General features: G+C 43.6%; 21 protein-coding genes and 1 rRNA gene. 8 read left to right on the forward strand and 14 right to left on the reverse strand.

Annotated elements, in window-relative coordinates:
• Positions 1-155: 155 nt before the first annotated feature.
• The gene (locus ACEWB7_RS13045; RefSeq protein ID WP_180011321.1) at positions 156-884 is read right to left on the reverse strand and encodes a TorF family putative porin; all 729 of its coding nucleotides are present in this window, start codon (positions 882-884) and stop codon (positions 156-158) included.
• An 868-nt stretch (positions 885-1,752) separates the two neighbouring features.
• On the opposite strand from ACEWB7_RS13045, the gene ACEWB7_RS13050 reads away from it, so the two are divergent.
• A complete protein-coding gene (locus ACEWB7_RS13050; protein WP_411580891.1) occupies positions 1,753-3,102 on the forward strand; it encodes an OprD family outer membrane porin in 1,350 nt (449 codons plus the stop codon).
• A 100-nt stretch (positions 3,103-3,202) separates the two neighbouring features.
• Here the strand turns inward: ACEWB7_RS13050 and ppa are convergent, their stop codons facing one another.
• Both ppa and ACEWB7_RS13060 read right to left on the reverse strand, forming a co-directional pair.
• Positions 3,203-3,739 carry an inorganic diphosphatase gene (gene ppa / locus ACEWB7_RS13055; RefSeq protein ID WP_034703878.1) on the reverse strand — a complete coding sequence of 179 codons (537 nt, stop codon included), beginning with the start codon at positions 3,737-3,739 and terminating at the stop codon, positions 3,203-3,205.
• 120 nt (positions 3,740-3,859) lie between these two features.
• The gene (locus ACEWB7_RS13060; protein ID WP_034703876.1) at positions 3,860-4,258 is read right to left on the reverse strand and encodes an MAPEG family protein; all 399 of its coding nucleotides are present in this window, start codon (positions 4,256-4,258) and stop codon (positions 3,860-3,862) included.
• Positions 4,259-4,358: 100 nt separating this feature from the next.
• Here ACEWB7_RS13060 and ACEWB7_RS13065 point away from each other — a divergent pair, with 100 nt between their 5' ends.
• On the forward strand, positions 4,359-4,745 hold the full coding sequence (locus tag ACEWB7_RS13065; protein ID WP_034703874.1) for a hypothetical protein: 387 nt from the start codon (positions 4,359-4,361) through the stop codon (positions 4,743-4,745).
• Between the two features lie 36 nt (positions 4,746-4,781).
• Here ACEWB7_RS13065 and ACEWB7_RS13070 read toward each other — a convergent pair whose 3' ends face one another.
• From ACEWB7_RS13070 to ACEWB7_RS13095, 6 genes are all read right to left on the reverse strand, one after another.
• Entirely contained in the window at positions 4,782-6,458 is a 1,677-nt protein-coding gene (locus tag ACEWB7_RS13070) for an AMP-binding protein (protein WP_411580892.1), read from the reverse strand.
• Between the two features lie 150 nt (positions 6,459-6,608).
• Positions 6,609-8,828 (reverse strand): DNA topoisomerase IV subunit A, encoded by a 2,220-nt coding sequence (parC, locus tag ACEWB7_RS13075; protein ID WP_034703871.1) that lies wholly within the window; start codon positions 8,826-8,828, stop codon positions 6,609-6,611.
• A 163-nt stretch (positions 8,829-8,991) separates the two neighbouring features.
• Positions 8,992-10,311, reverse strand: coding sequence for an MFS transporter (locus ACEWB7_RS13080; RefSeq protein WP_005233444.1), 1,320 nt, complete (start codon positions 10,309-10,311; stop codon positions 8,992-8,994).
• Between the two features lie 131 nt (positions 10,312-10,442).
• Positions 10,443-11,087, reverse strand: coding sequence for a trimeric intracellular cation channel family protein (locus tag ACEWB7_RS13085; RefSeq protein ID WP_034169794.1), 645 nt, complete (start codon positions 11,085-11,087; stop codon positions 10,443-10,445).
• A gap of 61 nt (positions 11,088-11,148) precedes the next feature.
• The gene (locus tag ACEWB7_RS13090) at positions 11,149-11,613 is read right to left on the reverse strand and encodes a YchJ family protein (RefSeq protein ID WP_034703868.1); all 465 of its coding nucleotides are present in this window, start codon (positions 11,611-11,613) and stop codon (positions 11,149-11,151) included.
• Between the two features lie 75 nt (positions 11,614-11,688).
• Positions 11,689-13,269: a TerC family protein gene (locus tag ACEWB7_RS13095; protein ID WP_034703866.1), complete on the reverse strand. Its 1,581-nt coding sequence runs from the start codon at positions 13,267-13,269 to the stop codon at positions 11,689-11,691.
• A 323-nt stretch (positions 13,270-13,592) separates the two neighbouring features.
• Here ACEWB7_RS13095 and ACEWB7_RS13100 point away from each other — a divergent pair, with 323 nt between their 5' ends.
• The gene (locus tag ACEWB7_RS13100; protein ID WP_034703864.1) at positions 13,593-14,213 is read left to right on the forward strand and encodes a TIGR00730 family Rossman fold protein; all 621 of its coding nucleotides are present in this window, start codon (positions 13,593-13,595) and stop codon (positions 14,211-14,213) included.
• 89 nt (positions 14,214-14,302) lie between these two features.
• On the opposite strand, the gene ACEWB7_RS13105 is transcribed toward ACEWB7_RS13100, so the two are convergent.
• The gene (locus ACEWB7_RS13105) at positions 14,303-15,268 is read right to left on the reverse strand and encodes a hypothetical protein (protein WP_034169797.1); all 966 of its coding nucleotides are present in this window, start codon (positions 15,266-15,268) and stop codon (positions 14,303-14,305) included.
• Between the two features lie 353 nt (positions 15,269-15,621).
• Between ACEWB7_RS13105 and mdtD the strand changes: the two genes are divergently transcribed.
• The 5 genes from mdtD (at position 15,622) to ACEWB7_RS13130 (ending at position 20,927) form a co-directional block, all read left to right on the forward strand.
• Positions 15,622-17,013, forward strand: coding sequence for a multidrug transporter subunit MdtD (gene mdtD / locus ACEWB7_RS13110; protein ID WP_312309662.1), 1,392 nt, complete (start codon positions 15,622-15,624; stop codon positions 17,011-17,013).
• A 50-nt stretch (positions 17,014-17,063) separates the two neighbouring features.
• Positions 17,064-17,849 carry a GH25 family lysozyme gene (locus tag ACEWB7_RS13115; protein WP_312309663.1) on the forward strand — a complete coding sequence of 262 codons (786 nt, stop codon included), beginning with the start codon at positions 17,064-17,066 and terminating at the stop codon, positions 17,847-17,849.
• 143 nt (positions 17,850-17,992) lie between these two features.
• Positions 17,993-19,048 carry a DNA polymerase IV gene (dinB, locus tag ACEWB7_RS13120; RefSeq protein WP_034703856.1) on the forward strand — a complete coding sequence of 352 codons (1,056 nt, stop codon included), beginning with the start codon at positions 17,993-17,995 and terminating at the stop codon, positions 19,046-19,048.
• Between the two features lie 222 nt (positions 19,049-19,270).
• Positions 19,271-20,566, forward strand: coding sequence for a shikimate transporter (gene shiA / locus ACEWB7_RS13125; RefSeq protein WP_034703854.1), 1,296 nt, complete (start codon positions 19,271-19,273; stop codon positions 20,564-20,566).
• 4 nt (positions 20,567-20,570) lie between these two features.
• Positions 20,571-20,927 carry a RidA family protein gene (locus ACEWB7_RS13130; protein WP_005233436.1) on the forward strand — a complete coding sequence of 119 codons (357 nt, stop codon included), beginning with the start codon at positions 20,571-20,573 and terminating at the stop codon, positions 20,925-20,927.
• Between the two features lie 80 nt (positions 20,928-21,007).
• Here the strand turns inward: ACEWB7_RS13130 and ACEWB7_RS13135 are convergent, their stop codons facing one another.
• The 4 genes from ACEWB7_RS13135 to rrf all read right to left on the reverse strand — a co-directional run.
• The gene (locus tag ACEWB7_RS13135; protein WP_411580893.1) at positions 21,008-21,556 is read right to left on the reverse strand and encodes a DUF2726 domain-containing protein; all 549 of its coding nucleotides are present in this window, start codon (positions 21,554-21,556) and stop codon (positions 21,008-21,010) included.
• 399 nt (positions 21,557-21,955) lie between these two features.
• On the reverse strand, positions 21,956-24,346 hold the full coding sequence (locus tag ACEWB7_RS13140) for a YgiQ family radical SAM protein (protein WP_312309670.1): 2,391 nt from the start codon (positions 24,344-24,346) through the stop codon (positions 21,956-21,958).
• 143 nt (positions 24,347-24,489) lie between these two features.
• Positions 24,490-25,704: an MFS transporter gene (locus ACEWB7_RS13145; RefSeq protein ID WP_125279412.1), complete on the reverse strand. Its 1,215-nt coding sequence runs from the start codon at positions 25,702-25,704 to the stop codon at positions 24,490-24,492.
• Between the two features lie 147 nt (positions 25,705-25,851).
• Positions 25,852-25,955, reverse strand: a 5S ribosomal RNA gene (gene rrf / locus ACEWB7_RS13150); the annotation flags it as partial.

Genomic DNA, 25,955 nt, shown 5'->3' on the forward strand with positions numbered 1-25,955 from the left:
ATGAAATACGGTATTCTGATGTGACAAAACCTGAATCCTGGTCGTTAAAGTGTTTGTTTGCACTCATATTTTAACTGTTAGGACTCAGGTTTTTTTATTTAAAGCAAACTATGGGACAGCAGTGACCTGAGATCGCCTTTTTTAAACCCCAAAGATTAGAAGCTGTAGCCTAGTCCTAATACCACTTTATTTTTCTGTTTATCTTCAAAACGGTTATAACCACCAAAAATATAATTCATGCTGGCGGTGATGCCTGTATCAGCAAGTGGCTTGCTTAGACCGATATCGAAATGACGGAAACCGAAACTGTTTTCTGTTCCTTTTATGTCGCCATCTTTGGCATAAATATATAGGCCAAGTGCAGTATCCAGACTAAAATCTTTTGGCAGTGCATAGCTATAGGTGCCTTTAAGATAAGTATCCCCTGCATTACCCCAATCAAGATCTTCAAGCAATGTTTGAGCAGTCACACCAAAATCTTTGTACGTCAGACCCAGCATGGTTTCAAAACCATTTGAGCCTGTATTGCCAATATCATAATAGTAATAATAAGTTAAACCCGCTGTATAACCCCAGTCTTCATTGATTGAACCGTTATAGCCCGCATAAAAATCATTTTCAAAGGCATTGGGCAAATCATCACCATAGTCTAATGTCGAACCCCACCAACCAGCATAGAAGCCAGAGGCATGATTATAGTCAAGTCCACCTTGTAAAGTAGCTCCGCTATTTTCAGGTGTGTTGGTAATCCCACGCAGGTTATAACTTGAAAGTACACTGATATTTCCAGAAACTGAATGTTCAGCAGCTGGTTCATCCGCGAAAGTGAAAGAAGATGCAGCACCTAGTAAAGCAAAAGATAATACTTTTAATGTCGATTTCATTGTATGACTCCCCCAGATCGTCTGAGACGTTTTTATGATATTGATTAAACTCAAGTTCAAAATTTGCAAGAGCTATGCCAATCTGGAATAAAACCACTGAAATCTAATGAATAAAAATAAAATAAATATCTATGTTTTTGTTTTTAAATTATATTTAATTTTTTTAAAAAAGTACTTTAATAGATTTTTTTTACCATTAGCTCTTTTTCAAAGATTTACTTTCTCTTTTCGGCCCTATACATAATCATTTACAAGTTGCGCTATTTTGAAACTATTTTTACATTGATTAAATTTTGTGCTAAAAAAAGGTGCAGAAATAAAAGGTAAAGAAGCAGATTGCTCTATTCGAGTTTTCGATTCTTACTCAAACTCAGAAAATTTCTGGATTAAAAAGTTCAAAATAGTGCTAAGCAACAAAAAGTGACTCTCATAGAATGACTTTTTATTATTCGGAAATCTATGCGCATTTTTGGATTTATAAATATTTAAATTAAATATTTATATATTAAAATTCAATAATTTATAATCAATTCTCACTTTTAAGAAATTATTAATGAAGAGTCTGATACAGAAAATGTAGATTTTGAACACTCAACTTTTTCATTCTAAAAATTTTAATTTTAAATATTATTGATGCACTCCTGAGTCATACCCTTCAGAGAATTTAGATTTAAAAAATATCTTTGTTTTTTATTTGTTTTTTACTATATGGTCAGGATTTAGACTGTTAGATCTCTTACCATTATTCACTTTAGATTAAAAAAATCCCTCGACTTTAGTGGAATATCGTAAATAAAAATGACATTTATTCAGCGAATCTTATACAATTCCTAAAAATTTTCATCAATTTGTATAAGGCTCTCTCCCAATGCAAAACACAAAAAAATTAACATTGGCAGTTTTGATTCAGGCTGCATTGATCTCAACCGCTTTTGCTAGCGAGCAGAGTGAGTCTAAAGGTTTTGTAGAAGACGCAGAAGGATCTGTACTTTTCCGTACTGGTTATTTATCTCGTGATAAGAAAAATGGCGTAGCAGATACAAGTTCAGCTGCACAGACTGCAATTGTGAAACTGGATTCTGGCTTTACTAAAGGTGTAGTCGGCTTTGGTGCCGGGATCATCGGTGATGCTTCTTTCAAACTAGGAAACAACAAAAATGCCGGTAATGGCATGATTCCTCGTGAAAATGGTTTCAATGCTAAAGGTGAATACGTTAAAGGCGCTGGCGATACTTATGATCATTGGGCTCGTGGTGGGGCTTATGTGAAAGCTCGTGTATCTAATACCACTGCTGTATATGGTACCCAAGTTTTAGATCTTCCTGTATTGGCATCAAATACTGCACGTCTCGTTCCTGAATACTTTGAAGGCGTATTAGTGACGAGTAATGAAATTGATAACCTGTCATTAACAGCTGGTAAATTTACTAAAAACCAATATTCAGACCAAATCGACTCTGATGGTAACGAGCTTGATCGTGCTGTTGTTTGGGGCGCGAAATATAAATTTAGTGATGCTCTAAACGCTTCTTACTACGGTACAGATATTAAAGACCGTTTAGACCGTCATTATGTGAATGCGAACTATAGCTATGCAGTAGCCAATGGCGGCACTTTAACTCACGATTTCAGTGGCTATCATACTGAGTGGGATAAAAAAGCTGACGGTGGTGCATATACTTATTCTCATACCACAAATGACTTAAGTAACTTAAGCAACAATATTTGGGCTATTTCTACCACTTACAATACTGGTCCGCACAATATCATGGTGGCTTACCAACAAAATACTGGTAACACAGGCTATGACTATGGGTTGGGTCGCGGTGTAGGTGATGGTCATCAAACAATTTATCTACCAAACTCATACCTGTCTGACTTCATTGGCAATAATGAAAAATCAGCACAACTTCAATACACATTTGACTTCGGTGCTGTAAATGTTCCTGGTCTATCTTGGACTTCCGCATTTGTATATGGTTGGGATATTGATGTAGCAGGTAGTCCAGATCGTTCTCAGTTAGTGACTAATGATGCACAAGAACGTGAATTCTTTAACCAGGTGAAATATACTGTTCAATCTGGTTTTGCTAAAGATGCGAGCTTGCGTTTACGTCACTCTTACTACCGTGCAAGCGATGATTATCAAGCTGATCGATACATTGGTGACACCAACGAATGGCGTATCTGGTTAGATATTCCTGTGAAATTATTCTAATTCACCCGAATTTCAAGCCATAATAAAAAACCTGCACATTGTGCAGGTTTTTTTGTTTAAGCTTTAAAAAGTTAAAGACTTAAACTGAAAAGCAAATGAATTATTTATTTGCTTCTGCATAAGCTGCAATTGAGCTGAGTACTTCCTTTTTAGCAACATCAGCACCTTCCCAACCACTTAACTTAACCCATTTACCTGGTTCCAAGTCTTTGTAGTGCTGGAAGAAGTGTTCGATTTGGCTGATCAGTAATGGAGGAAGATCAGTATATTCTTGAACATCTTTGTAGATCGGAGTCAGTTTGTCGTGTGGAACTGCAACCAGTTTCGCATCAACACCACCGTCATCTTCCATGTTCAGTTTACCGACAGGACGGCAACGAATGACTGAACCTGGCTCTACTGGATGTGGAGTTACCACCAATACGTCTAGAGGGTCGCCATCTAGAGAAAGTGTATTTGGTACATAACCATAGTTTGCTGGGTAGAACATTGCTGTACCCATGAAACGGTCTACAAATAATGCATCAGAATCTTTATCGATTTCATATTTGATTGGTGCTGCATTTGCAGGAATTTCGATAATGACATAGATGTCGTTTGGCGCATCTTTACCCGCTGGGATATTGCTGTAGCTCATAGCATCACTCTTTAACAAGTTATATCTTTTAAAAACCGCGACAATTATAACGGTTTTTACAGATTTTTTTTGATTTTAAAATATCGAACTGTAAATATCTCAAACTGCTTTATTTTTAGATTAAGAGATCTTGATAATTAACAGCAGCAAGGTTATTGGACATAATAAGGATAACAGCCAGACAATTGAACGTAAGGTCGACCAGTTCGCCAGATAACAGATCCCATAGATGACCCGAAAAACAAGATAGGCAATCCCAAAGGTCATGACCAGACTTTGTGAAACGACCATATATTCTGCCATCAGAATCGAGGCAATAAAGAGTGGTAAGCTTTCAAAGCTATTCTGCTGAGCGGCATTGGCACGACTGGCCAGGCCTGTAGACTGTTCTAAAAATGCCCGCGGATTCTGATTGTCTTTTGCACGAAACCCTGCCGATTTTTTAGCAATCAAGGTAAAAACATAAGGTAAAAGACAAGCTGCCAAAATGAGATAGATAACCCCACTAATGCTATGCATCTGATTTTTCTCTTGAGAATTTTTATGTCTATCATAGCATGGCGTTTCGTGAATAAATTTTGTTAAATAGAGTGTTTTTATAAATGATTAAGGATTCACTATGGTCAGCCCTGATCAAAATGAAATGTTCGATGTCCTCGAGAAACAGCGCCAGCATCAACGTCAAGTGGATCGCGTATTAAAAATCGTATTGCCGATTGTGGCATTTCTGATAGCCGTTATTTGTGCCAATATGAATATCTGGTCTCCCCTCTTTACTTTTGCCATCTTATGGATTGCCTTCTATGCCGTAGGTATCAAGCGTATGCCGATCTGGCACTGGGTAGTCGCGATCATCATTTATTGCTTGATAGATAATATTCTCAGTTATGGCAGTTTTAATTTGAGAGGATTTAACCGCCAGTTTGGTACCATGTTTATTTTTTTGGGTGTGATCGGGGTAGGACGTCCTTACTTCGACCGCTGGCTAATGAAAAAAGAGAATTAAAAAAAGCGCCCTCAGGCGCTTTTTTTATTGCAGGATTTATGCAGTCTTACGTAGATCTTTACGCAGGATTTTGCCTACGTTAGATTTTGGTAATTCATCCATAAATTCAACATAACGTGGGCGTTTATAACCGGTCAGATTTTCTTTTGCAAATGCCAGAACTTCTTCAGTCGTCAATGAAGGGTCTTTCTTCACCACAAACAGTTTTGGCACTTCACCTGATTTTTCATCTGGTACACCAATTGCAGCCACTTCCAGTACTTTTGGATGTTTCGCAACGACTTCTTCAATTTCAGAAGGATAAACGTTGAAGCCAGAGACCAGAATCATGTCTTTCTTACGGTCAACGATTTTGATGTAACCACGTGAATCCATAACACCGATATCACCGGTACGGAAGAAGCCATTTACCATCACTTTATCGGTTTCATCCGGACGGTTCCAATAGCCTTTCATCACCTGTGGACCACGGATTGAGATTTCACCCTGCTCACCGAGTGCAACTTCATTACCGTCATCATCCAGAATTGCAACTTCAGTCAAAGGTAACGGAATACCAATCGTACCGCTAAATGCTTCAGATGCCGGTGGGTTCGCAGTTGCTACTGGAGAAGTTTCAGACAGGCCATAACCTTCAACGATGTTAGTGCCAGTAATTTTCTTCCAGGCTTCTGCAGTAGAAGGCAGAACAGCCATACCACCGCCCATCGCCATTTTTAAACGGCTATGATCCAGTTGCTTGAACTCTTCGTTGTTTACAAGCGCATTAAACAGCGTGTTCACAGCAGGGAAGAATGTTGGCTGGTATTTACGTAATTCTTTCATCACCGCAGGCAGGTCACGCGGGTTAGGAATCAGAACGTTCGCCTGACCTTTATACATGCCGTAAAGTGCACAGACCATGAAAGCAAAGATATGATAAAGCGGTAAAGCACAGAAAATACGGTCATCTGGTTGGCCATCTTGCGCACCGAATTTGCTCTGGAAGATACCGTCACACTGTAACAGGTTAGCAACCAGATTACGATGGGTCAGTTCAGCACCTTTAGAAACACCAGTAGTACCACCTGTATACTGAAGTACAGCAGTATCACTTAAAGTCAATTCAGGGCGTTTATAGTTGCTTGGGTTAACTTTATTCAGGGCTGCATTGAACTTGATGTGACCTGGAATATCCCATGCCGGAATCTGCTTGCGTACTGAACGCAATACAAAGTTCACCAAAGTACCTTTTAAAGCACCCAGCATGTCACCCACAGAAGCAACAACCACGTGCTTCACAGGCGTTTTACCAATAATTGACTGATAAACGCTTGCAAAGTTCTCAATAATGACCAGAACTTCAGCGCCAGAATCTTTTAACTGATGCTCAAGCTCACGTGATGTATATAGTGGATTTACATTCACCAGTACTAAACCAGCGCGGAACACCCCCAATGCTACGACCGGATACTGAAGAACGTTTGGCATCATTACGGCAACACGTGTGCCTTTTGCCAGACCCAAACTTTGTAAATATGCTGCGAATTTACGACTAGCTTCTTCCAACTCATTGAACGTTAAAGTCTTATCCATAAAGATAAAGGCATCACGTGAGCCAAATTTTTGGAAATTGCGTTCAAAAATATCAACCAGAGACGTATTTTCTGCTGGTAATTCTACAGTTTCTGGAATCCCTGTTTTTTGGTATTCAGCGAACCAAATCTTTTCCATAATGCCAATCTCTCCAATCATAATCCTTAGTAGTTCAACTGTTTTTTTCAATGCTGCACGTCATTTTTTAGACTTGTATATGTGCAACATTGCATCCATTTGTCGAATCGTTACTCATATATAACGTATTTCGATTCATGGATGCTAGTATTATCTTTGAATCAACAGTTTATTTGCTTTTTGATATCCACGTGGTAACAGGGTTCCTTTAGAGCCTCGTTTCCCAATATATTTTTGCAGGTCATCCCCTTTAAGTTTTAATTGTTGCTGTCCTGCAAGCACTTGAATTATTTCATCAAGTTTCAATATTGTCATGGATAAAATTTGATCTTTATCTTCAAGTTGTATCAATTTATTACCTTTACCTTTATTGAGTACAGGTAATTCCGACAGATCAACAACCAGCAGACGGCCAGCTGAACTGAGGAGTGCAACATGAGTTGCATCTTCCAGCGGCTGCAGGTTCATGACCTGTGCACCTTCAGATAGATTCAAGAAAGCCTTACCTGCTTTGGCATTGGTATCCAGCTGCTTGGCCTGGGTTTTAAATCCATAGCCTTTACTGCTGACTGCCAGGATTTCCGCATCATCTTCAGCGACCAACACCTGCTTGAAGCCTACCCCACTTGCTGGAGACAGTTTTGAACTCAATGGTTCACCAAGTCCTCGTGCCGATGGCAGACTGTTGATTGGCAAGCCATAGCTACGGCCACTATCATCTAATACATAGACGCGTTGATTAGATTTACCTTGAGCATGACTAAGGTATTGATCGCCCGCACGGAAATTCAGATTTTCAGCATCCACTTCATGCCCTTTGGCACAGCGAATCCAGCCTGCCTCAGACAATACCACCGTAACGGGATCCGCTGGCAGCATTTCAGTTTCATCAATTGCAGCGGCTTCAGCGCGTTGCACGATTGGAGAACGGCGATCATCCCCAAATTTCTTGGCATCTTCTTTTAGTTCATTGATGATCAAGGTTTTTAAAGACTCAGGATTCGCCAACTGTTCACGAATCACCGCAGCTTTGGCTTCCAGCTCTTCCTGTTCGCGGCGCAGTTCCATTTCTTCAAGTTTGGCCAGATGACGTAGCTTGAGTTCTAAAATGGCTTCGGCCTGAATCTCATCAATACCAAAACGTTCCATCAACACCGGTTTAGGCTGATCTTCCTCACGAATAATCCGAATCACTTCATCAATATTCAAGTAGGCAATGATCAAACCACCGAGAATATGCAGGCGTTTTTCGATCTTGTTCAGATGATATTGCAGACGGCGAGTGACGGTGGTTTTTCGGATTTCGATCCATTCCAGCAGAATACGACGAATCGATTTCACCTGTGGACGGCCATCCGCGCCAATCATGTTCATATTGACGCGATAGCTGGATTCGAGATCAGTGGTCGCAAACAGGTGGCTCATTACCGCTTCAGCATCAATACGGTTCGAACGCAATACCACCACTAAACGTGTTGGATTTTCATGATCTGATTCATCACGAACATCAGTGACCAATGGCAGCTTTTTCGCCTGCATCTGGTCTGCAATCTGGCTGATAATTTTTGAACCTGATACCTGATACGGTAACTCAGTGATCACGATTTCATTTTTATCAATGGTATATACCGCACGCATGCGGTAACTGCCACGACCCGTGGTCTGAATTTTAAGCAGTTCGGAGGATGGCGTAATAATTTCCGCTTTGGTCGGTAAATCCGGTCCCGGAATGTATTCTGCCATTTTGGCATCGGTTAGGTTCGGATTACGGATCAGGGCGATAGTACCTTTCACCACTTCGCGCAAGTTGTGCGGCGGAATATCGGTCGCCATCCCCACAGCAATCCCGGTGGTACCATTTAACAGGATATTTGGAACACGTGCCGGTAAGTTGATCGGTTCTTTCATCGAACCATCGAAGTTATCCTGCCAGTCACAGGTACCCTGTCCTAGTTCGGATAAAAGCAGTTCGCTATATTGCGACAGTTTGGCTTCGGTATAACGCATCGCTGCGAAAGATTTAGGATCATCCGGTGAACCCCAGTTGCCCTGTCCTTCAATAAACGGATAGCGATAACTGAATGGCTGCGCCATCAGGACCATGGCTTCGTAACAGGCCGAGTCACCATGTGGATGGTATTTACCCAGTACATCCCCGACAGTACGTGCCGATTTTTTCGGTTTGCTGGTCCATTTCAGACCCAGTTCACTCATGGCATAGACAATACGGCGCTGTACCGGTTTCAAACCGTCACTGATATGTGGCAATGCACGATCCATAATCACGTACATGGCATAATTTAAATAAGCTTGTTCGGTAAATTCGGCTACGGAACGGTTTTCTGTCGCATGATGCGCAAGGCTTGTCATAACAACCTATAATCCTAAAATTCGTTTTTGTATCAATGTTTCTTATGCTAAGTCGCGGCTGTGTGCTGCACAAGGGCAGTAAACTACACAGCGCGACAAATCGTGTCTTATGGGCTAAAAATATCCACTTTATAGCAGCTGAGCAACTAAAAAATCACCAACCTTATAAACCCATAGATTCTAGCGTCTTGCCCTTGGTCTCTTCACCCAGGACTAAAATGACCACAGCCACTGCAATCAGTACCGCAGTAAACATGGTAAAGACATAACTGAAACCGTTTGGCATCCCCATCAAATGCGTTACGGCAAAAGGTGCAGCAATCCCGCCAATACGGCCAATTGCACCCGCCCAGCCTGAGCCGAAAGCACGGATATTGGTTGGATACTGTTCTGGTGTATAGGTATAAAGAACGCCCCATGCCCCCAAGTTAAAGAAGGACATCAGACAACCCCAGATCACGATCTCGGTAACACTACCGGACTGTCCAAAGAAATAGGCTGAGATCGCGCACATGCCAATAAAGCCAGCCAGAGTCGCCTTACGACCGAGTTTTTCGACTAGCCATGCTGCCGCAATATAACCTGGCAATTGCGCCAGAATCATAACCAAGACATATTCAAAAGACTGCACGATGGTATAGCCTTCCTTGACCAGCAGGCTTGGTAACCAGGTAAAAATACCATAGTAGGAGAAAACGATTCCAAACCAGATCAGCCACAGCATCAAGGTTCGGCGGGCAAAAATACCGCTCCAGAGCTGGGTAAACGAGATATTCTGCTTGGCAGCCACAGGTTTAACTTCAAAGATTTCCATGACTTCGACGCCGCATTTTCGCTCAATCTTTTTAACCAGAGCCTGTGCTTCATCTACCCGGCCACGATTGATCAGATATGGCACCGACTCAGGCACCAGTTTCCAGATTACGATGGCATATAGTGCCGGTATCCCGCCAATCATGAATGCAGCTTGCCAGCCAAAATCAGGAATCACAAAACGTGACACCAGTGCAGCCACCAACCAGCCCAAACCCCAGAAACTTTCCAGCAGCACAATGAAACGACCACGTACCCGTGCTGGGATATATTCACTGACCAGCGTCACCGCAACTGGCAACTGACCACCCAATCCCAGACCGACAATAAAACGAAATACCAGTAACCAGGTCAGATTAGGCGCAAAGGCACAGGCAGCGGTTGCCAGACTATAAACCACCAGCGTACTGGCAAATACCGTTTTACGTCCCCAGCGATCTGCCAGTCCACCTGAGAAAATCGCCCCAATCGCCATACCGATAAAACCGATCGAAACCACCCAGCTTTTCTGGTCAGCGGTCATCTGCCAGTCTTCAGCCATTTTCGCCAGAATAAAGGAAATCAATCCCGTATCCATGGCATCAAACATCCAGCCAAGACCAATCACCCATAAAAGAGTGTAGTGGAACTTGCCGATCGGCAAGCGCTGTATCCGAGAAACTAAATCCATAACAAAAATCTCTGATCAGGTGAAACGGGAGATGCTGCTGTCCCAACAGGAGGTTTGATTTTTTATTTTTTTATACTACGAAAACGTACGCCTACGGAAAGTTTTCCCTCCCGCAGTTACCATAATTTATATCAAGACTCGTCTTTGGATGAAGCGGACTGTTCGTCATCATCCTTATAGATAAACTTCGGCATTTCCAGCCCGAAATAGATTGCAATCAGACGCAAACTAAAGCCAAAAATCAGGGTAGAAATAATGGTCAGTTCAAGTGACAGACCGAAATTGCTGCAAAGCCAGTAGAAGATGACTGCAACAAAGGAAATACTGGCATACAGTTCACGACGAAAGACCAAGGGCACATCATTACATAAAATGTCACGTAAAATACCGCCCGATACTCCAGTTAGGACACCGGCGACCGCACTGACTACAAAGCCATGCCCCATTTCCAGCGCAATCTGGCAACCAATGATGGTAAAGCCAATAAGGCCCAAGGCATCCAGTACCAGGAAGATATTGCGTAAATGGCGCATCCATTTGGCAATCAGGATGGTGACAAAAGCGGCACAACAGGTCAGCACCAGATATTCCGGGTGTTTAACCCAGGTCAAAGGATAATGGCCAAGCAATACATCACGTACCGAACCACCACCGAGCGCCGTGACACAGGCAATAATCGTAACCCCGAACCAGTCCATACTACGCCGACCGGCAGACAAGGCTCCGGTCATGGCTTCAGCGGTAATTGCAATAATATAGATGACGGTCAGTAACATCGCCCTGCTTCCACCTGAGGCTTTGAGATGGCGGCTATTCTAAGCTAAATCTATGTGAAAATTATAAAAAATGCGTACAACATTGCTTAAATTTTTTCCCGGAACCACAGATGCACGGCTGTTTCATTGTAAGCTGTTGATCTATCGTCGGATCCAGAAAGTACCAACGATTCTCGAACTTCACAAAATGTGAAATTTCATGATGGATCTGGGCCTGCTTGCCATCGTGATAATGTGCTTTGAACTCGACCAGCGCATGGGTCTTGTCCAGCTTTTCATTCGCCTGCACGATTTCCAGCTTCAGCCATTGATTGGTCCTACTCCATTCAGCAATGGCTAGTATGTCCAAAGCCTGCTGCTGTCCACGGGCGGTAGTCTGCTGGATATAATCAATTTCATGCTTGGCAAAGGCACTATACCGCGAGCGCATCAATTGCTCGGCGCTTTGAGCCAATTGCTGACCCTGATGCAGTGGCTGGCAACAGCTTGCATATTCACCTCGTCCACATGGACATGCTTCTGACATATTGATTCCATAAAAAATAGCCCGACAATGCGGGCTATTTTAGCAAACTTTTAGCTGGCCTCTTCAGGCGTTGAACTAGTCTTTCCGGTTCGCTGGAGCAATAATATGCACCTTATCAATCTTGTGGCCGTCCATCGTGACCACCTCAAAGATATAATCATCTGCTTCGAGCTTTTCGCCATTTTCCGGCAAGCGTCCCAGATGGAACAGGATATAACCCGACAAAGTTGAATATTCTTCCGTTTCATTGACCAGATCACGATCCAGAAGCAGTGACACATGGCGAATATCGGTTGAACCATCCAAAATCAGGCTGCCATCTTCCAGGCTCTCTACGGCTGCTTCTAGCTGATCTTCATCCGGGAATTCACCGGCAATCGCTTCCAGCACATCAATCGGTGTCGCCACCCCTTCAATTGAACCATATTCATTCAATACCAGTGCCATTTGTAGCGGTGCCTGACGCAACTGATCCATCACCATTAAGACCTGAGCATTTTCATGCACAATCACTGGTTCACGCAGATGTTTTTCGAAGTCCAAAATACCTGTTTCGATGTATTCATTCAGGACTTTATGGGTCAATACCACACCGGCAATATTGTCCAGCTCACCACGCGCCACAATCAGGCGTGAATGGCTCATATGCAATAACTGCTCTTTGATACTGGCATGATCATTTTCCAGATCAATCCATTCCAGTTCAGGGCGTGGTGTCATCACCGACTTCACTGGACGTTCTGACAAGCCAAGTACGCCCTGCACCATGACGCTATGGTAGACCCCACTTTCGTCATCATCAAAGACTTCATCAGCAAAGGCGCGGGTCGCCAGTACATCTTCCGGCTCAGAAGAATCATTATCCTGAGCCGGTTTACCGCCCAGCATACGCATCACAGCAGACGCAGTACGGTAACGCATATCAGTAGTGGTGACCATTTTTTCCTGATTGCGTTTCATGGTCTGGTTAATGAATTCCACAATCACAGAGAAACCAATCGCGGCATATAGATAGCCTTTTGGAATATGGAAACCAAAGCCTTCAACCACCAGCGAGAAACCAATCATCATCAGGAAGCCCAGACAGAGAATCACTACTGTCGGGTGCTTGTTGACGAAATCCATGAGGGCTTTAGAGGCCCACAACATGATACCGACCGCAATAACCACCGCGATCATCATCACAGACAGGTCTTTGACCATACCGACTGCAGTAATCACACTATCGAGCGAGAATACGGCGTCCAGTACCACGATCTGAACAATCACCATCCAGAACACTGCCTGTACCGGATTTTCTTCCTTGGTCACAGGTTTGGCTTCCAGACGCTCATGCAGCTCCATGGTGCCTTTAAACAGCAGGAACACACCACCAAATAATAAAATCAGGTCGCGTCCCGAAAAGGGATGTTCGAAAATATGGAATAGCGGTTCGGTAAGCGTTACGACCCAAGCAATCGACGCTAGTAACACCAGTCGCATTAACAGCGCCAAGCCCAGACCGGTAATACGCGCCGCATTACGCTGTTCAGGTGGAAGCTTTTCCGCCAGAATTGCAATAAAGACCAGGTTATCGATCCCGAGTACAATTTCAAGAACAATCAGTGTGAGTAAGCCAATCCAGGCAGAGGGATCTGACATCCATTCAAAAATCATCGCATCTGCTCCTCTAACCGAGGAGAAAGGCAAGTATTTGCATGATGAGATACAGGTTGATACCCGACTTGAATTAAAGACTTGATAATGTGACGTTTTATTAAATTAAAGCGCCAACTTCGACTACCCATGTGAGTTCTATTGTAGTAAGACAGACTTTCAGTATATCAAGAACACCATGAAATTCACCTGTTTTCATCTGGGATTATGGATGAATTTGAATGAAAGATTTTGTCCTAAAATGAGGCCAGCTCATGGAATTGTCATATTTGTTAACTAAGTTATAGTAAGTAGATAAAAAAATGATAAGGTGAAAAAAATAAATGCAAAGTGTAATGGAAATGACCGATTATTTTAATGATAACTCCCCCAAAACAACACGCCCGCTAGTGGCTTTATATTGTGGCTCTCGTGCCGGCAACAAACCGATTTATCTGGAAAAAGCGATTCAACTTTCTCAAGGTTTGGCCGAACATGGTTTTGGTCTGGTCTATGGCGGCGCCAGTATTGGTCTGATGGGTCAGGTGGCAGACACCATGATTCAGCATGGTGGTGAAGCGGTGGGCGTGATTCCAGAATTTATGCTGGATTATGAGATTGCCCATCCTCAACTCACAGAACTGCATATCGTCACCAGCATGCATCAGCGTAAGGCCATGATGGCAGATCGTGCCTGTGCCTTTGTCGCCTTGCCGGGTGGATTGGGAACCTTTGAAGAAATTCTGGAAATTGCGACCTGGGGTCAGCTGAACCAGCATCAAAAACCGATGATGCTGTATAACGTCAATGGCTTTTATAATCCCCTGATTGCCCAGCTTGATCTTGCGGTGCAGGAAGGCTTCTTGCCGCCCCAACATCGGGCTAAACTGATTATCTGTGAACATGCAGATCAGATTTATACCACCTTGCTGAATCTGGATGCTCCGCAACGTTTCGTCGTTTAAATTTTCTTGTCTGCTTTAAATAGCAATGATTTAAAGCCATAAAAAAGCGAGCTTGATGCTCGCTTTTTTCATTTATACATGCCAAGACATTAACCGGAAATCGTGTGATAGAACCAAGGCAAAGTCGTCGCCAGAAACACACTAATGGCTAGACCAAACATCAGTTTCATGGCATCTTTGCTGACATTCCGTGAAGTACGGTGCTTGTTGACTTCGGTCACCAGCATCGAAATCGCAAATTCACGACCGGCCAGTAACCCCAGGAATACCCAAGTGGTACTCATCGGGATGTTACTCCACTCTTTGAACACCAGCAGAATCAATGCATAAATAAAGTCGATAATCGTAGCAGAACGGACATCCGTCACCCCGGTCTTGGTATCAACAATATTCTGGATAGCTCCACCACGCTGGTAAAGAATCATGCCCAGCAGGATGACAAAGACAGAAATTGCAAAGATCAGGAACTCAAACGGCACCTGACGCGGCACATAAACAAAGATATTAGCCAGATCCTGGATCAGCCACTGGCTCCACAGAAATGCCGTAGATAGCCATTGCAAGGCCATCCACATTGGGGAGTGTTGCTGATCACGGGTTTCACTGAAATAGACCGCGAGTTTTTTCATGACCAGACGATAGATCACAATCGCCACAAAGAAAGCGACGGCGTAACCCATCATTGACTTGGTCAGCATGGAACCCAGACTGCTCGGGGAGAAAATCGTGAGCACCAAGAAAGTAGTACTGACCGGAATGCCATATTTGGTCAAAATGATCAGTAAAAGAGGCGGTACCACATATAGCCAGGTGACCCCATCTTCAGGGAAAGGAATGGTTTCCAGACGTCCATAAGAGGCATCCCCTACCCCAGAAGCAAACCAGCCATAAATTAACACCACAACCAGAATAGTACTGATGTAAATCCAGAGTACCCACCATGGGCGATGTGAGTTCGATGAAATAAATGTTCCTAATGTTTGCGGAACATCATTCCCCACGATGGAATAGGCGGCCAGACAGAAGCCAACTACCATCAGAATCTCGATGGTCATAAGTACAAAACCTTTTACTAGACAGTTCCCAGTACAGCAGTTCTGGAAGTTTGCCCCAGATTATGACGGTTTTATTTCATTTTCATGACATTTCCGTCATATTTTTTTGTAGCCTGCTCCTTAAAAAGAAGCTTGAAGTGTTCCAAAAATGACGTATTTATGAATCTGTATCAATTTGAGAGGTTCGCAGTATAGAAATATATCTTTTACCCTTTCCTCTTCAATAACTGAAATCAGGCTGTGAATTCATTAGCATTTTGTCTACACGACTCCTATTCACAATCGTTTTTATTTCAGTCACACTGCTGCATAGATTTCTTTAAACTATTCAAAATAGATGATTTTTTAAATCCATGAATGTCACTCCTACGCTTCAATCCCTACAACCTGAATTCAGACTGCTGGTCTTGCTGGTATCGATTGGCTTTTTCATGCAAGGCCTGGATACCACGATTATCAATACCGCCTTGCCTGCGATTGCCAGTAACCTGCAGGAAGATCCGTTACGGATGCATAGTGTGGTGGTGGCCTATGTGCTTTCTGTGGCAGCCTGCATTCCCTTAAGTGGCTGGCTGGCAGATCGCTTTGGGGTTCGGAATATCTATTTTGCAGCGATCATTATTTTTGCTCTGGCCTCACTCGGCTGTGCCTGGTCTGAGAATCTGAATGAACTACTGGTTTATCGGGTATTTCAGGGCATTGGAGGTGCTTTGCTGCTTCCAGTCGGACGACTGGCCATGCTGAAAATTATTCCTCGTACCCAGTTTCTATCCGCTATGAGTCTGATGAGTCTGGCCGGACTAATGGGTCCTTTAATCGGTCCAACCTTAGGTGGCTGGATGGTGGAGTACCTGTCCTGGCACTGGATTTTCCTGATCAATCTGCCGATTGGTCTGCTGGGTGCATTGATCACCTTTAAAGCTATGCCGAATATCACTGAACCGACAGTACAGCATTTTGATTTTGGCGGTTTTATTTTACTGGTCATCGCGATGATTGGTTTGTGTCTGGGGATTGAAAACTTTGCCAATCCACAATATCCACTGTGGTGGAGCTTAAGTCTGGTCGGAAGTGGTCTGATTGCCTCACTCATCTACGCCTACCATTCGCATACTCATCTGAATGCACTATTTCGCAGTAAATTATTTAAAAATAAGATCTATTCGATTGGCATTCTGGGTAATTTCTTTGCCCGGCTCGGCGGTAACTCGATTCCGTTTTTATTGCCTTTAATGTTGCAGGTCGCTTTTGGTTTTGAACCTTTTATTACCGGTTTACTGATGATTCCAACCGTACTCGGTTCTTTAGCATCTAAACCGATTATCCGCAAAATCATTCAACGTTTCGGTTATCGTAGAGTCTTGTTGATCAACACCTTGCTGGTCGGTCTATGTATTGCCAGTTTTGCCTTGACTACGGCGGAAACCCCTATCTGGCTAAGAGCCATTCATTTCTTTGTGTTCGGGATTCTGAATTCGCTGCAATTTGTCTCAATGAATACGCTGACTTTAAAAGATTTAAGCCAGCAGGATGCCAGCAGTGGTAACAGTTTTCTGTCGATGATCATGATGCTGTCAATGAGTATCGGGGTGGCACTGGCAGGTACGCTAGTGAATATGTTTAGTGCCTACTTCGGCCCTGAGCAGCTGGATAATGCCTTCCACGTTTCGCTGCTCTGTCTAGGCTGTATTAACATTATTGCTGCCTATATTTTCTGGCATATCCCCAAAAACACACCAGTCTAGGGCAGAATATAAACTCGATATGAATATCTCTAGATTAGGCCACCGTGCACATGAAAGCAGCTCCCACTTCTAGCAACTGGAAAAAACACTCAGTGATTGCAGTCGGGCTGCTGATTACGCTTGTGGTAACCACTGTGCTTTATCTGCTGGTTTTCAAACAGCCTTCAGCGCATGCAGCAGATTATCCGATTCATGGTTTTGATGTTTCCCATCATCAGAAAGAAATAGACTGGAAGAAAATCCCAAAACAGAAATATAAATTTGTCTATTTAAAATCCACAGAAGGTGGTGATTTTAAAGATACCAAGTTTCAGGAATACTGGCTGCAGGCCCGCGAACAGGGCTTTCTGGTCGGTGCTTATCATTTTTATCGGCTTTGCCGTGATGGCAGTATTCAGGCTCAGAATTTTATAGAGTCTGTTCCGCGTAAAATGGATGCCCTGCCACCCGTAATGGATCTGGAATATGACAGCAAGTGCATTAATCACTACTCCAAAGAGCAGCTGCTCAAGGAAATCCGGATCATGCATGATGCCTTAAAACACCATTATGGCAAGCAGCCGATCTTCTATGTGTCCAAATCTTTTTATAACATCGTGCTGGCGGGAGAGTTTACTGACGTACCGCTCTGGGTACGTGAGTACCAAGGTTTACCAGATTTAAAGGGTCAGCCTAAATGGACCTTCTGGCAACATACCAGTCAAGGTGAAATTCCTGGCATTGCCCGTACTGTGGATCTCAACGTGTTTTATGGCTCGGAGCAGGACTGGATCAAATTTTTACAGCAGAACAGTATTCCCACCCCAGATCAGCCCAAGCCTCCAGCCAAGAAATAAACCTAATTTCTCCCTGATTCAACCATGAAATGGATATTGAATTATTTAGACAGGATATGCTTCGTCTTGAATAATACTTTAGCCTGTTTACTTGTCAATCCGGTCTCTTCCCAATCCAGCTAAAGCCACTTAAGATACTGGATATGCGCAAAATTATTCACATCGATATGGATGCCTTCTACGCCTCGGTTGAGCTACGTGAGCGTCCGGAGCTGAACGCTCTGCCTGTGGTGATTGCCTCGCATCATCCGCGGGCAGTGGTCGCGGCTGCCTCCTATCCGGCCCGCGAATTCGGACTGCGCTCTGCCATGCCGATGACTCAAGCACGTAAGCTCTGCCCTCAGGTCATCGTGATTGAACCAGATTTTGCCAAATACCGTCAGGTCTCTGGTCAGATTCATCAAATATTTCAAACTTATACCAAGGTCATCGAACCGTTGTCTCTGGATGAAGCTTATCTGGATGTCACCGAAAATTTGCAGCAGATTCCAAGTGCCACTGAAGTGGCAATGCGCATTCGTGAAGATATTTTTCAAACTACTGGACTAACCGCTTCTGCCGGCGTGGCCCCGAATAAATTTCTCGCCAAGATTGCCTCCGACTGGCATAAGCCGAATGGAATCTGTGTTATCAAACCTTCACAAGTACAGCGTTTTATTCAGGATCTTCCACTGAAGAAAATTCCCGGTGTAGGCAAAGTCACTCAAGAAAAACTAAAAAGTTTGAATCTGGAAACCTTGGGAGATTTACAGCAGACTGAAGAAGCGATCCTGATTCAACATTTTGGCAAATATGGACGGCGTCTTTTTCTTTATGCTCAAGGCATTGATGATCGGCCAGTTGAAGCTGAACGGGAACGCCAACAGATTTCCAAGGAAACGACTTTCGATGATGATCTGTATTTACCGCAATGCCAGCCTTACTGGCAGCTATTAATTACCCAGCTCTGGCAAAATCTGGAAAAAAAGCAGCTCTCTGCCCGCGGGGTTACTGTAAAACTGAGAATGAAAAATTTTCAGACCATGCAGCATAGTAAAAGCTTCAGCCAGCTGCTGCATAGCCCGCAAGAACTGGAGCAGGCTTTACACTTATTGCTTCAAGAGATGCATATTACTCCTCAACTGCAATTTCGGCTGATTGGGCTTGGCGTTTATCAGCTCGCTGCACATGAAACAGAAACACAATTGCTGCTGCTTTAGGCCTATTTTGTACAATTATTAGACGTTAGTTTAAAAATACGGCAACTTTGTTTTTACATTTTGAATTTTTGGAGTACTCTATCTGCGCAATGCATTATCCATGTATGTGCTGAGATGCTGAAAATCACCTTTACTTTCAGCATACTGTCCTGTGATTGGCGTGACGATCAAATCCGAATATTACAGGGCAACTCTGATGTATCTCATGGAATCCCTCCCTGCATGTCCTCTGTAAATTCTTCTGTTATTCAAGAACGGCGCGCGCGTAAAGCGGCGTTATCCAGTTTTGTTGGTGCTGTTGTCGATTGGTATGATTTTCTCCTTTACGGCATTGTTGCAGCCTTAATTTTTAAAGACCAGTTTTTCCCAAGTATTGGGGCCAATATGGGCACCTTGGCGGCACTAGCGACCTTTGGTGTTGGCTTTCTGTTTCGCCCTCTAGGCGGTGTGGTATTTGGTCATTTCGGCGACAAGCTCGGCCGCAAGAAAATGCTGGTTCTGACTGTGGTCCTGATGGGGATTTCTACCGTCGGGATTGGTTTTTTACCTAATTTCGAAGCTATTGGCTGGTGGGCACCGGTTTTACTGGTGGCACTGCGTGCCATTCAAGGCTTTGCAGTCGGCGGTGAATGGGGTGGTGCTGCCCTGATGGCAGTGGAAAATGCCCCTAAAGGCAAAAAAGCCTTTTATAGCAGTGGTGTCCAGGTCGGCTATGGCGTAGGTCTAGTACTGGCAACGGGTGCAGTATCGATTATTATTGCTACACTGGGTGAAGAGGCTTTTGCTGAATGGGCTTGGCGCATTCCGTTTATTGCCAGTATCGTACTGATCGGAATTGCGATGTGGATTCGCCGTGATCAGGATGAATCCCAAGAATTCGTAGAGAAAGTGATTAAGGCAGATCATCATCCAGAAAAACTGCCGATCTTGCAGGCAATCAGCAAACATCCGAAAGCTTTCTTTTATATTATTGCCTTACGTTTGACCGAACTGCTGACCATGTATCTGGTCACCAACTTTGCCCTGAACTATTCCACCAACAACCTGGGCATGGATAAACAATTCTTCCTGAATATTACCCTGATGGTTGGTGCGATCAGCTGTTTCAGTATTCCTTTCTTTGCCTGGCTCTCCGATAAAATCCAGCATAAAACCATGTGTGTCTGGGGTGGCCTGATCGGTGCACTGTCTGCTTTTCCGTTCTTTATGGCTCTGGATGCACAAAATACCTGGATGATTATTGTTGGCGCCATTCTACTGGCCAATGTTGCACATGACATGGTGGTCAGCGTACATCAACCGATTTTTACCTCGCTATTTGGTACAGAATATCGCTATAGCGGTGCCGGAGTCGGTTATCAGGTCGCCAGTATTATTGGCGGTGGTTTTACTCCGATGATTGCTGCATCCTTAGTGATTTGGGGTGATGGTTCATGGCATTATGTAGCCATCTATCTTGCGATAGGCTGCCTATTGACTGCATTAGTCGCAGCCTTGATGCCAAAAACCAAGGATTAAGCTGATGTCTGTTCAACGTTTGCATGTTTCACAACGCTTTTCTGAGATCGCCATTGCCGGCAATCTGGTTCATCTTGCCGGCCAGCTGGCGACAGATCTGGATCTAGATATCAAAGGTCAAACCCAGCAGACACTGGATATTATCGATCAGTTCCTGGCGGATGCCGGTACCGATAAAAGCCAGATCATGTCTGTGACGATTTATCTCAAAGATATTGAAAAAGATTATGCAGCGTTTAATGAAGTCTGGGATGCCTGGGTATCGGATATTCAAGCCCTACCCCGCACCTGTGTCGAAGCTAAACTGTATGATCCACGCGTGTTAGTGGAACTGACTGTCGTAGCCGTCAAACCTGAATAGACTTCTATTCAGGCCTAATTGCTACTCATCTAAAATAGAAAAAAGTATGCACTTGGCATACTTTTTTCGTTTAGGTTCTATCAGTTTAATGCTTTGACTTTACGTCGTTCCAGATCTGAATAGAGATGATATTTTTTGAGATCATTCACAGCAGTAAATCTCTGGTCTTTACTGGAATGCTCCTGCTCACGCAGGAAATCTCCTCGTAACTGATAATATTCCGGTACATCTTCATAGCGAATGACCCGATAACCGGCCATAATCAACAAGGCATCCTGAAATTGTGCCTGCTGTGGACGTTTTAAAATCACCGGATCATCGACAGCTACAATGGCAACAATCTGGTATTGCTGATCCAGAATCACAAAATCTGCAATCAGATCACGATACTTGTGCCGGGTACGGCCAAATTTAGTGGTAAGTAGTGCGTCATAAGAAACATGTGCCAGTACAATATAATCTGGCAATACTTCTTTCAGGCGTGTAAACGTCAGTTGTTCATTTGGATTAAAAATAGCGCGCTGTTTTAAGGCACTGTCTTGCGGTTTAGGGCTATTCCTTAGCTGCTTCCATGCCATGAGCACGACACAGAACACCAAGAAACTGCCTATCATCATATAGGTGGTCATGACTCAATCCTTGCATTCTTATAATCATTCTTGTTTTATTGTTATCCAGTATAAACCTATACTATTTTTAAAATTGCCCTGCTACCATTCTGTGTAGAGACCAATACAATTCGTAGCAAAACTTGATTGCCGGTTACTTAAAAACCGCTTTTTGCTATTTCAATAGAAATTAGGGTTAAATCCTTATACGCGACTGTAAAATAGTCTCCTGATAGATCGCAATATAAATCGGTTGAACTGTAAGACAATTCCGACAAAGTGTTATTTTTATATCATTTTTCAAAAATTTAAATCGACTAAAAATAAAATATTTTACATTTTAATTGAGAACCTGAAAGCCGCATCAATAAAGTCTGAACATAAAAAAAGACACCCGAAGTGTCTTTTTTATCAGCTTAATCAAGCACGTGATTTTGGCTTTGATTTTGCTTTAGGTTTAGGGCCGCCGAATGGCTTTTTCGCATCACCGGTTTCACGCGGTGGCAGACCAGTATGCTGGGTCAGAATCTGGCGTTTTTTCGGACGGTTATTTTGAGCCTGACCACGATTACCTGGGTTAGCAGTACGTTTCTGTGAATCACCCGCTACAGTCGAATTCTTCTTACGTGCAGACTGGTATTGCCCATCTGTACCAGCAGGTTGATAGGTTGGAATCAGATGCTGTTTCGAGTTACCAATCAGATCCTGACGCCCCATTTCCTTTAAAGCTTCACGCAATAAAGGCCAGTTGTTTGGATCATGATAACGCAAAAAGGCTTTATGCAGACGACGACGTTTCTCACCTTTCACGATGTCCACATCTTCAGTATAACGCGCGACTTTCGCCAGCGGGTTTTTACCGGTGTAGTACATGGTGGTTGCAGTGGCCATTGGTGATGGATAGAAGGTTTGTACCTGATCGGCACGGAAGCCATTCTTTTTCAACCAGATAGCCAAATTCATCATGTCGTAATCGGTGGTACCCGGATGCGCCGCGATGAAATAAGGAATCAGATACTGTTCCTTACCGGCTTCTTTACTGAAACGGTCAAACATCTGCTTGAAGCGGTCATACGTCCCGATCCCCGGTTTCATCATCTTGGATAATGGACCTTTTTCGGTATGCTCTGGCGCGATCTTCAGATAACCACCCACGTGATGGGTGACCAGCTCTCTGACATATTCCGGATTCAATACAGCAAGGTCATAACGCAGACCTGATCCAATCAGAATCTTTTTAATACCCGGTAAAGCACGTGCTTTACGATACAATTGGGTCAACGGTGCATGGTCGGTATGCAGGTTTTGACATACGCCCGGGAACACACATGAAGGTTTACGACAGTTTTTCTCAATTTCAGGATCTTTACATGCCAGGCGGTACATGTTGGCCGTTGGACCACCCAAGTCGGAGATAATACCGGTAAAGCCCGGAGCCGTATCACGAATTTTTTCTACTTCACGCAGGATTGATTCTTCAGAACGGTTCTGAATAATACGACCTTCATGCTCTGTGATCGAACAGAAAGTACAACCACCGAAACAGCCACGCATGATGTTCACCGAGAACTTGATCATGTCGAAGGCAGGGAAGCGTGCATTACCATAGGATGGATGCGGCAGACGTGCATAAGGCAGGTCGAACACATAATCCATTTCTTCGGTAGTTAATGGAATCGGTGGTGGATTGATCCACACATCACGTTCACCATGTTTTTGTACCAAGGCACGCGCGTTCCCTGGATTGGTTTCCAGATGCAGAATTCGGTTCGCATGCGCATACAGCACAGGATCATTTGCCACTTCTTCAAAAGAAGGCAAACGAATCACTGCCAGTTCACGTGGCGGTAATTTATGTTTAATCGCTTTAGATGCAGGTTGTAGCTGAACAATTTGCGTATCTGGGTCCAGGTTATCCCCTTCACGCACGATTGGATTCGCTACAACTTCTTTCTGGAAATTCTGGTATTGGCTTAAGCTGTTGCCTTTATCTTTTTCAATTTCACAGCCATCAATATCTTCACTCATCACATACGGGTTGATGATCGGATCGACACGGCCAATGGTATCGACATCATTGGATGCAATTTCGACAAACTGGGCTTTCGCAGCACGGTTATGTTTATTGATGATGAATGCAGTACCACGAACATCGGTAATCTGATGAATCTTTTCACCTTTAGCCAGACGATGCATGATCTCAATGATCGAGCGTTCGCCATTACCGTACATCAACAGATCCGCTTTAGAATCCATCAGAATCGAACGACGAACTTTATCTGACCAATAGTCATAATGCGCGATACGACGCAATGAACCTTCAATCCCACCAAGCAATACCGGCACATCCGGAAAAGCTTCACGACAACGTTGGCAATAGACTGTTGCGGCACGGTCTGGACGTTTATTCGGCTGGTTATCTGGTGAGTAAGCATCATCTGAACGAATCTTACGATCCGCCGTATAACGGTTGATCATCGAATCCATATTACCGGCAGACACACCCCAGGCAATATTCGGCTTACCGAGTACACGGAAGGCTTCTACATTGGTCCAGTCTGGCTGGGCAATAATCCCGACGCGGAAACCTTGTGCTTCGAGCACACGTCCAATGATCCCGGTCACAAATGACGGGTGGTCAATATAGGCATCACCGCAGACAAAAATAAAGTCACAACTGTCCCAACCGAGTTGGTCCATTTCCTCGCGTGACATCGGCAAAAAAGGCGCGGGTTCAAAACATGACGCCCAATATTTGTCGTAATCAAACAACGCTTTAGGCGCAGTCTGAGCGGTATAAGCAGTAGACATGGCTAGCAATTCTCGGCTGGCAGATGGAAGATCAGAAAAGTGATCAAAGATGAAAGCCGAGTATTTTAGCATGAATTCAGCTCAGGTTGCTTGATTATAATTTATACAATATTAGCTTTAAGCCCTTTATCAGGAATATATACTTATTCTATTTTTGAATGATCAGTTGCAGGTTTTAAATACTGTGTCATCCATAAGCCCAATCCTAAAATAATAGCAATAAATATACTTAGTCCTAACCATCCGGAATTTTCCCAGACCAGTCCACTTGAACTTCCAAGTAAGCTTGAACCTAAGTAATAACAGAACAAATAAAGGGACGAACCTACCGCACGATACTGTAAGGATTGCACCGATACCCAGCTACTGGCAGTTGAATGAGCCGCAAAAAAGGAAAAGGTAAAAATCAGCAAACCAATAAAAACCAAAGCCAAGCTATTAATGAGCATTAAGGCTAAGCCAAACAGCATGGTACAAAGCATGGCGGCAAGTACCTTATAACGCCCAAACTTTCTGCTCCAAGCTGCAGCTCGAGGAGAACTATAAATCCCGGCCAGATAGGTAATCGAAATCAGACCAATCCAGACATGCGACAGTTCAAATGGCGCTTGAATCAAACGATAACTCAGATAGTTAAATACCGAGACAAAGCCCCCCATCAGAATAAAGCCCTGTAAAAACAGAATTCTTAATTTAGGATCACTCAGATTCTGCTGAAATGCTCTGATAAAACGACTGAATTGAATTGGATAAGCTTTGAAATGCTTGGACTTCGGTAGTAGAAAGTAGAAAGTTGCCGCGATACATAGATTCAGTAAACCAATGATCAAAGTCGCGGATTGCCAGGAAATAAAATCGACCAATGTCCCTGCAATCAACCGTCCGCTCATGCCACCAATGGCAGTCCCAGAAATATACAATCCCATGGCAAAGCCCACATCTTGCTCTGCCACTTCCTCTCCGATATAAGTCATAGCCACGGCTGCCACACCACTAACCGTTAAACCAATCAGTACTCGTGTGGCTAGAAATATCGACCAGATCGGCAGTAAAGCACTGAGTAACAGTAAGACTGAAACTGAAAATAAAGACCAGACCATAATCGGCTTACGGCCAAAACGGTCTGAAATCAGACCAGTAAAGATCAAGCCAACAGCTAATGCAATCGTAGAGAATGAAAGCGGAAAACTACTTTGTGTCGGAGAGATATGAAAATAGTCTGCCAGAATCGGCATCATCGGCTGAACACAATACAGCGATGAGAAAATCGCAAAACCCGCCAGAAATAAGGAGAATAAAATAGCTTTAAAAGCAGATGAACCATATGCGATATGGCTTGAAGATGAATTTGAGGACATATCCGCTCCATGAACCTGCCCAGTATACGCCTCTCAATTCGCCTTTTATGTGATGATTCAGTTTAAATAACCATCGAATAATTAATGTTCTTAAATCTCACACATAGAAAAAGCCCCCTGCGTAAGCAGAGGGCTTTTGGAATAATGAGCTGGCGATGACTTACTCTCACATGGGAGACCCCACACTACCATCAGCGCTAAGAGGTTTCACTTCTGAGTTCGGGAAGGGATCAGGTGGTTCACTCTTGCTA

The sequence above is a fragment of the Acinetobacter sp. NIOH-H-8 genome (assembly GCF_046635365.1).
Lineage (GTDB): Bacteria > Pseudomonadota > Gammaproteobacteria > Pseudomonadales > Moraxellaceae > Acinetobacter.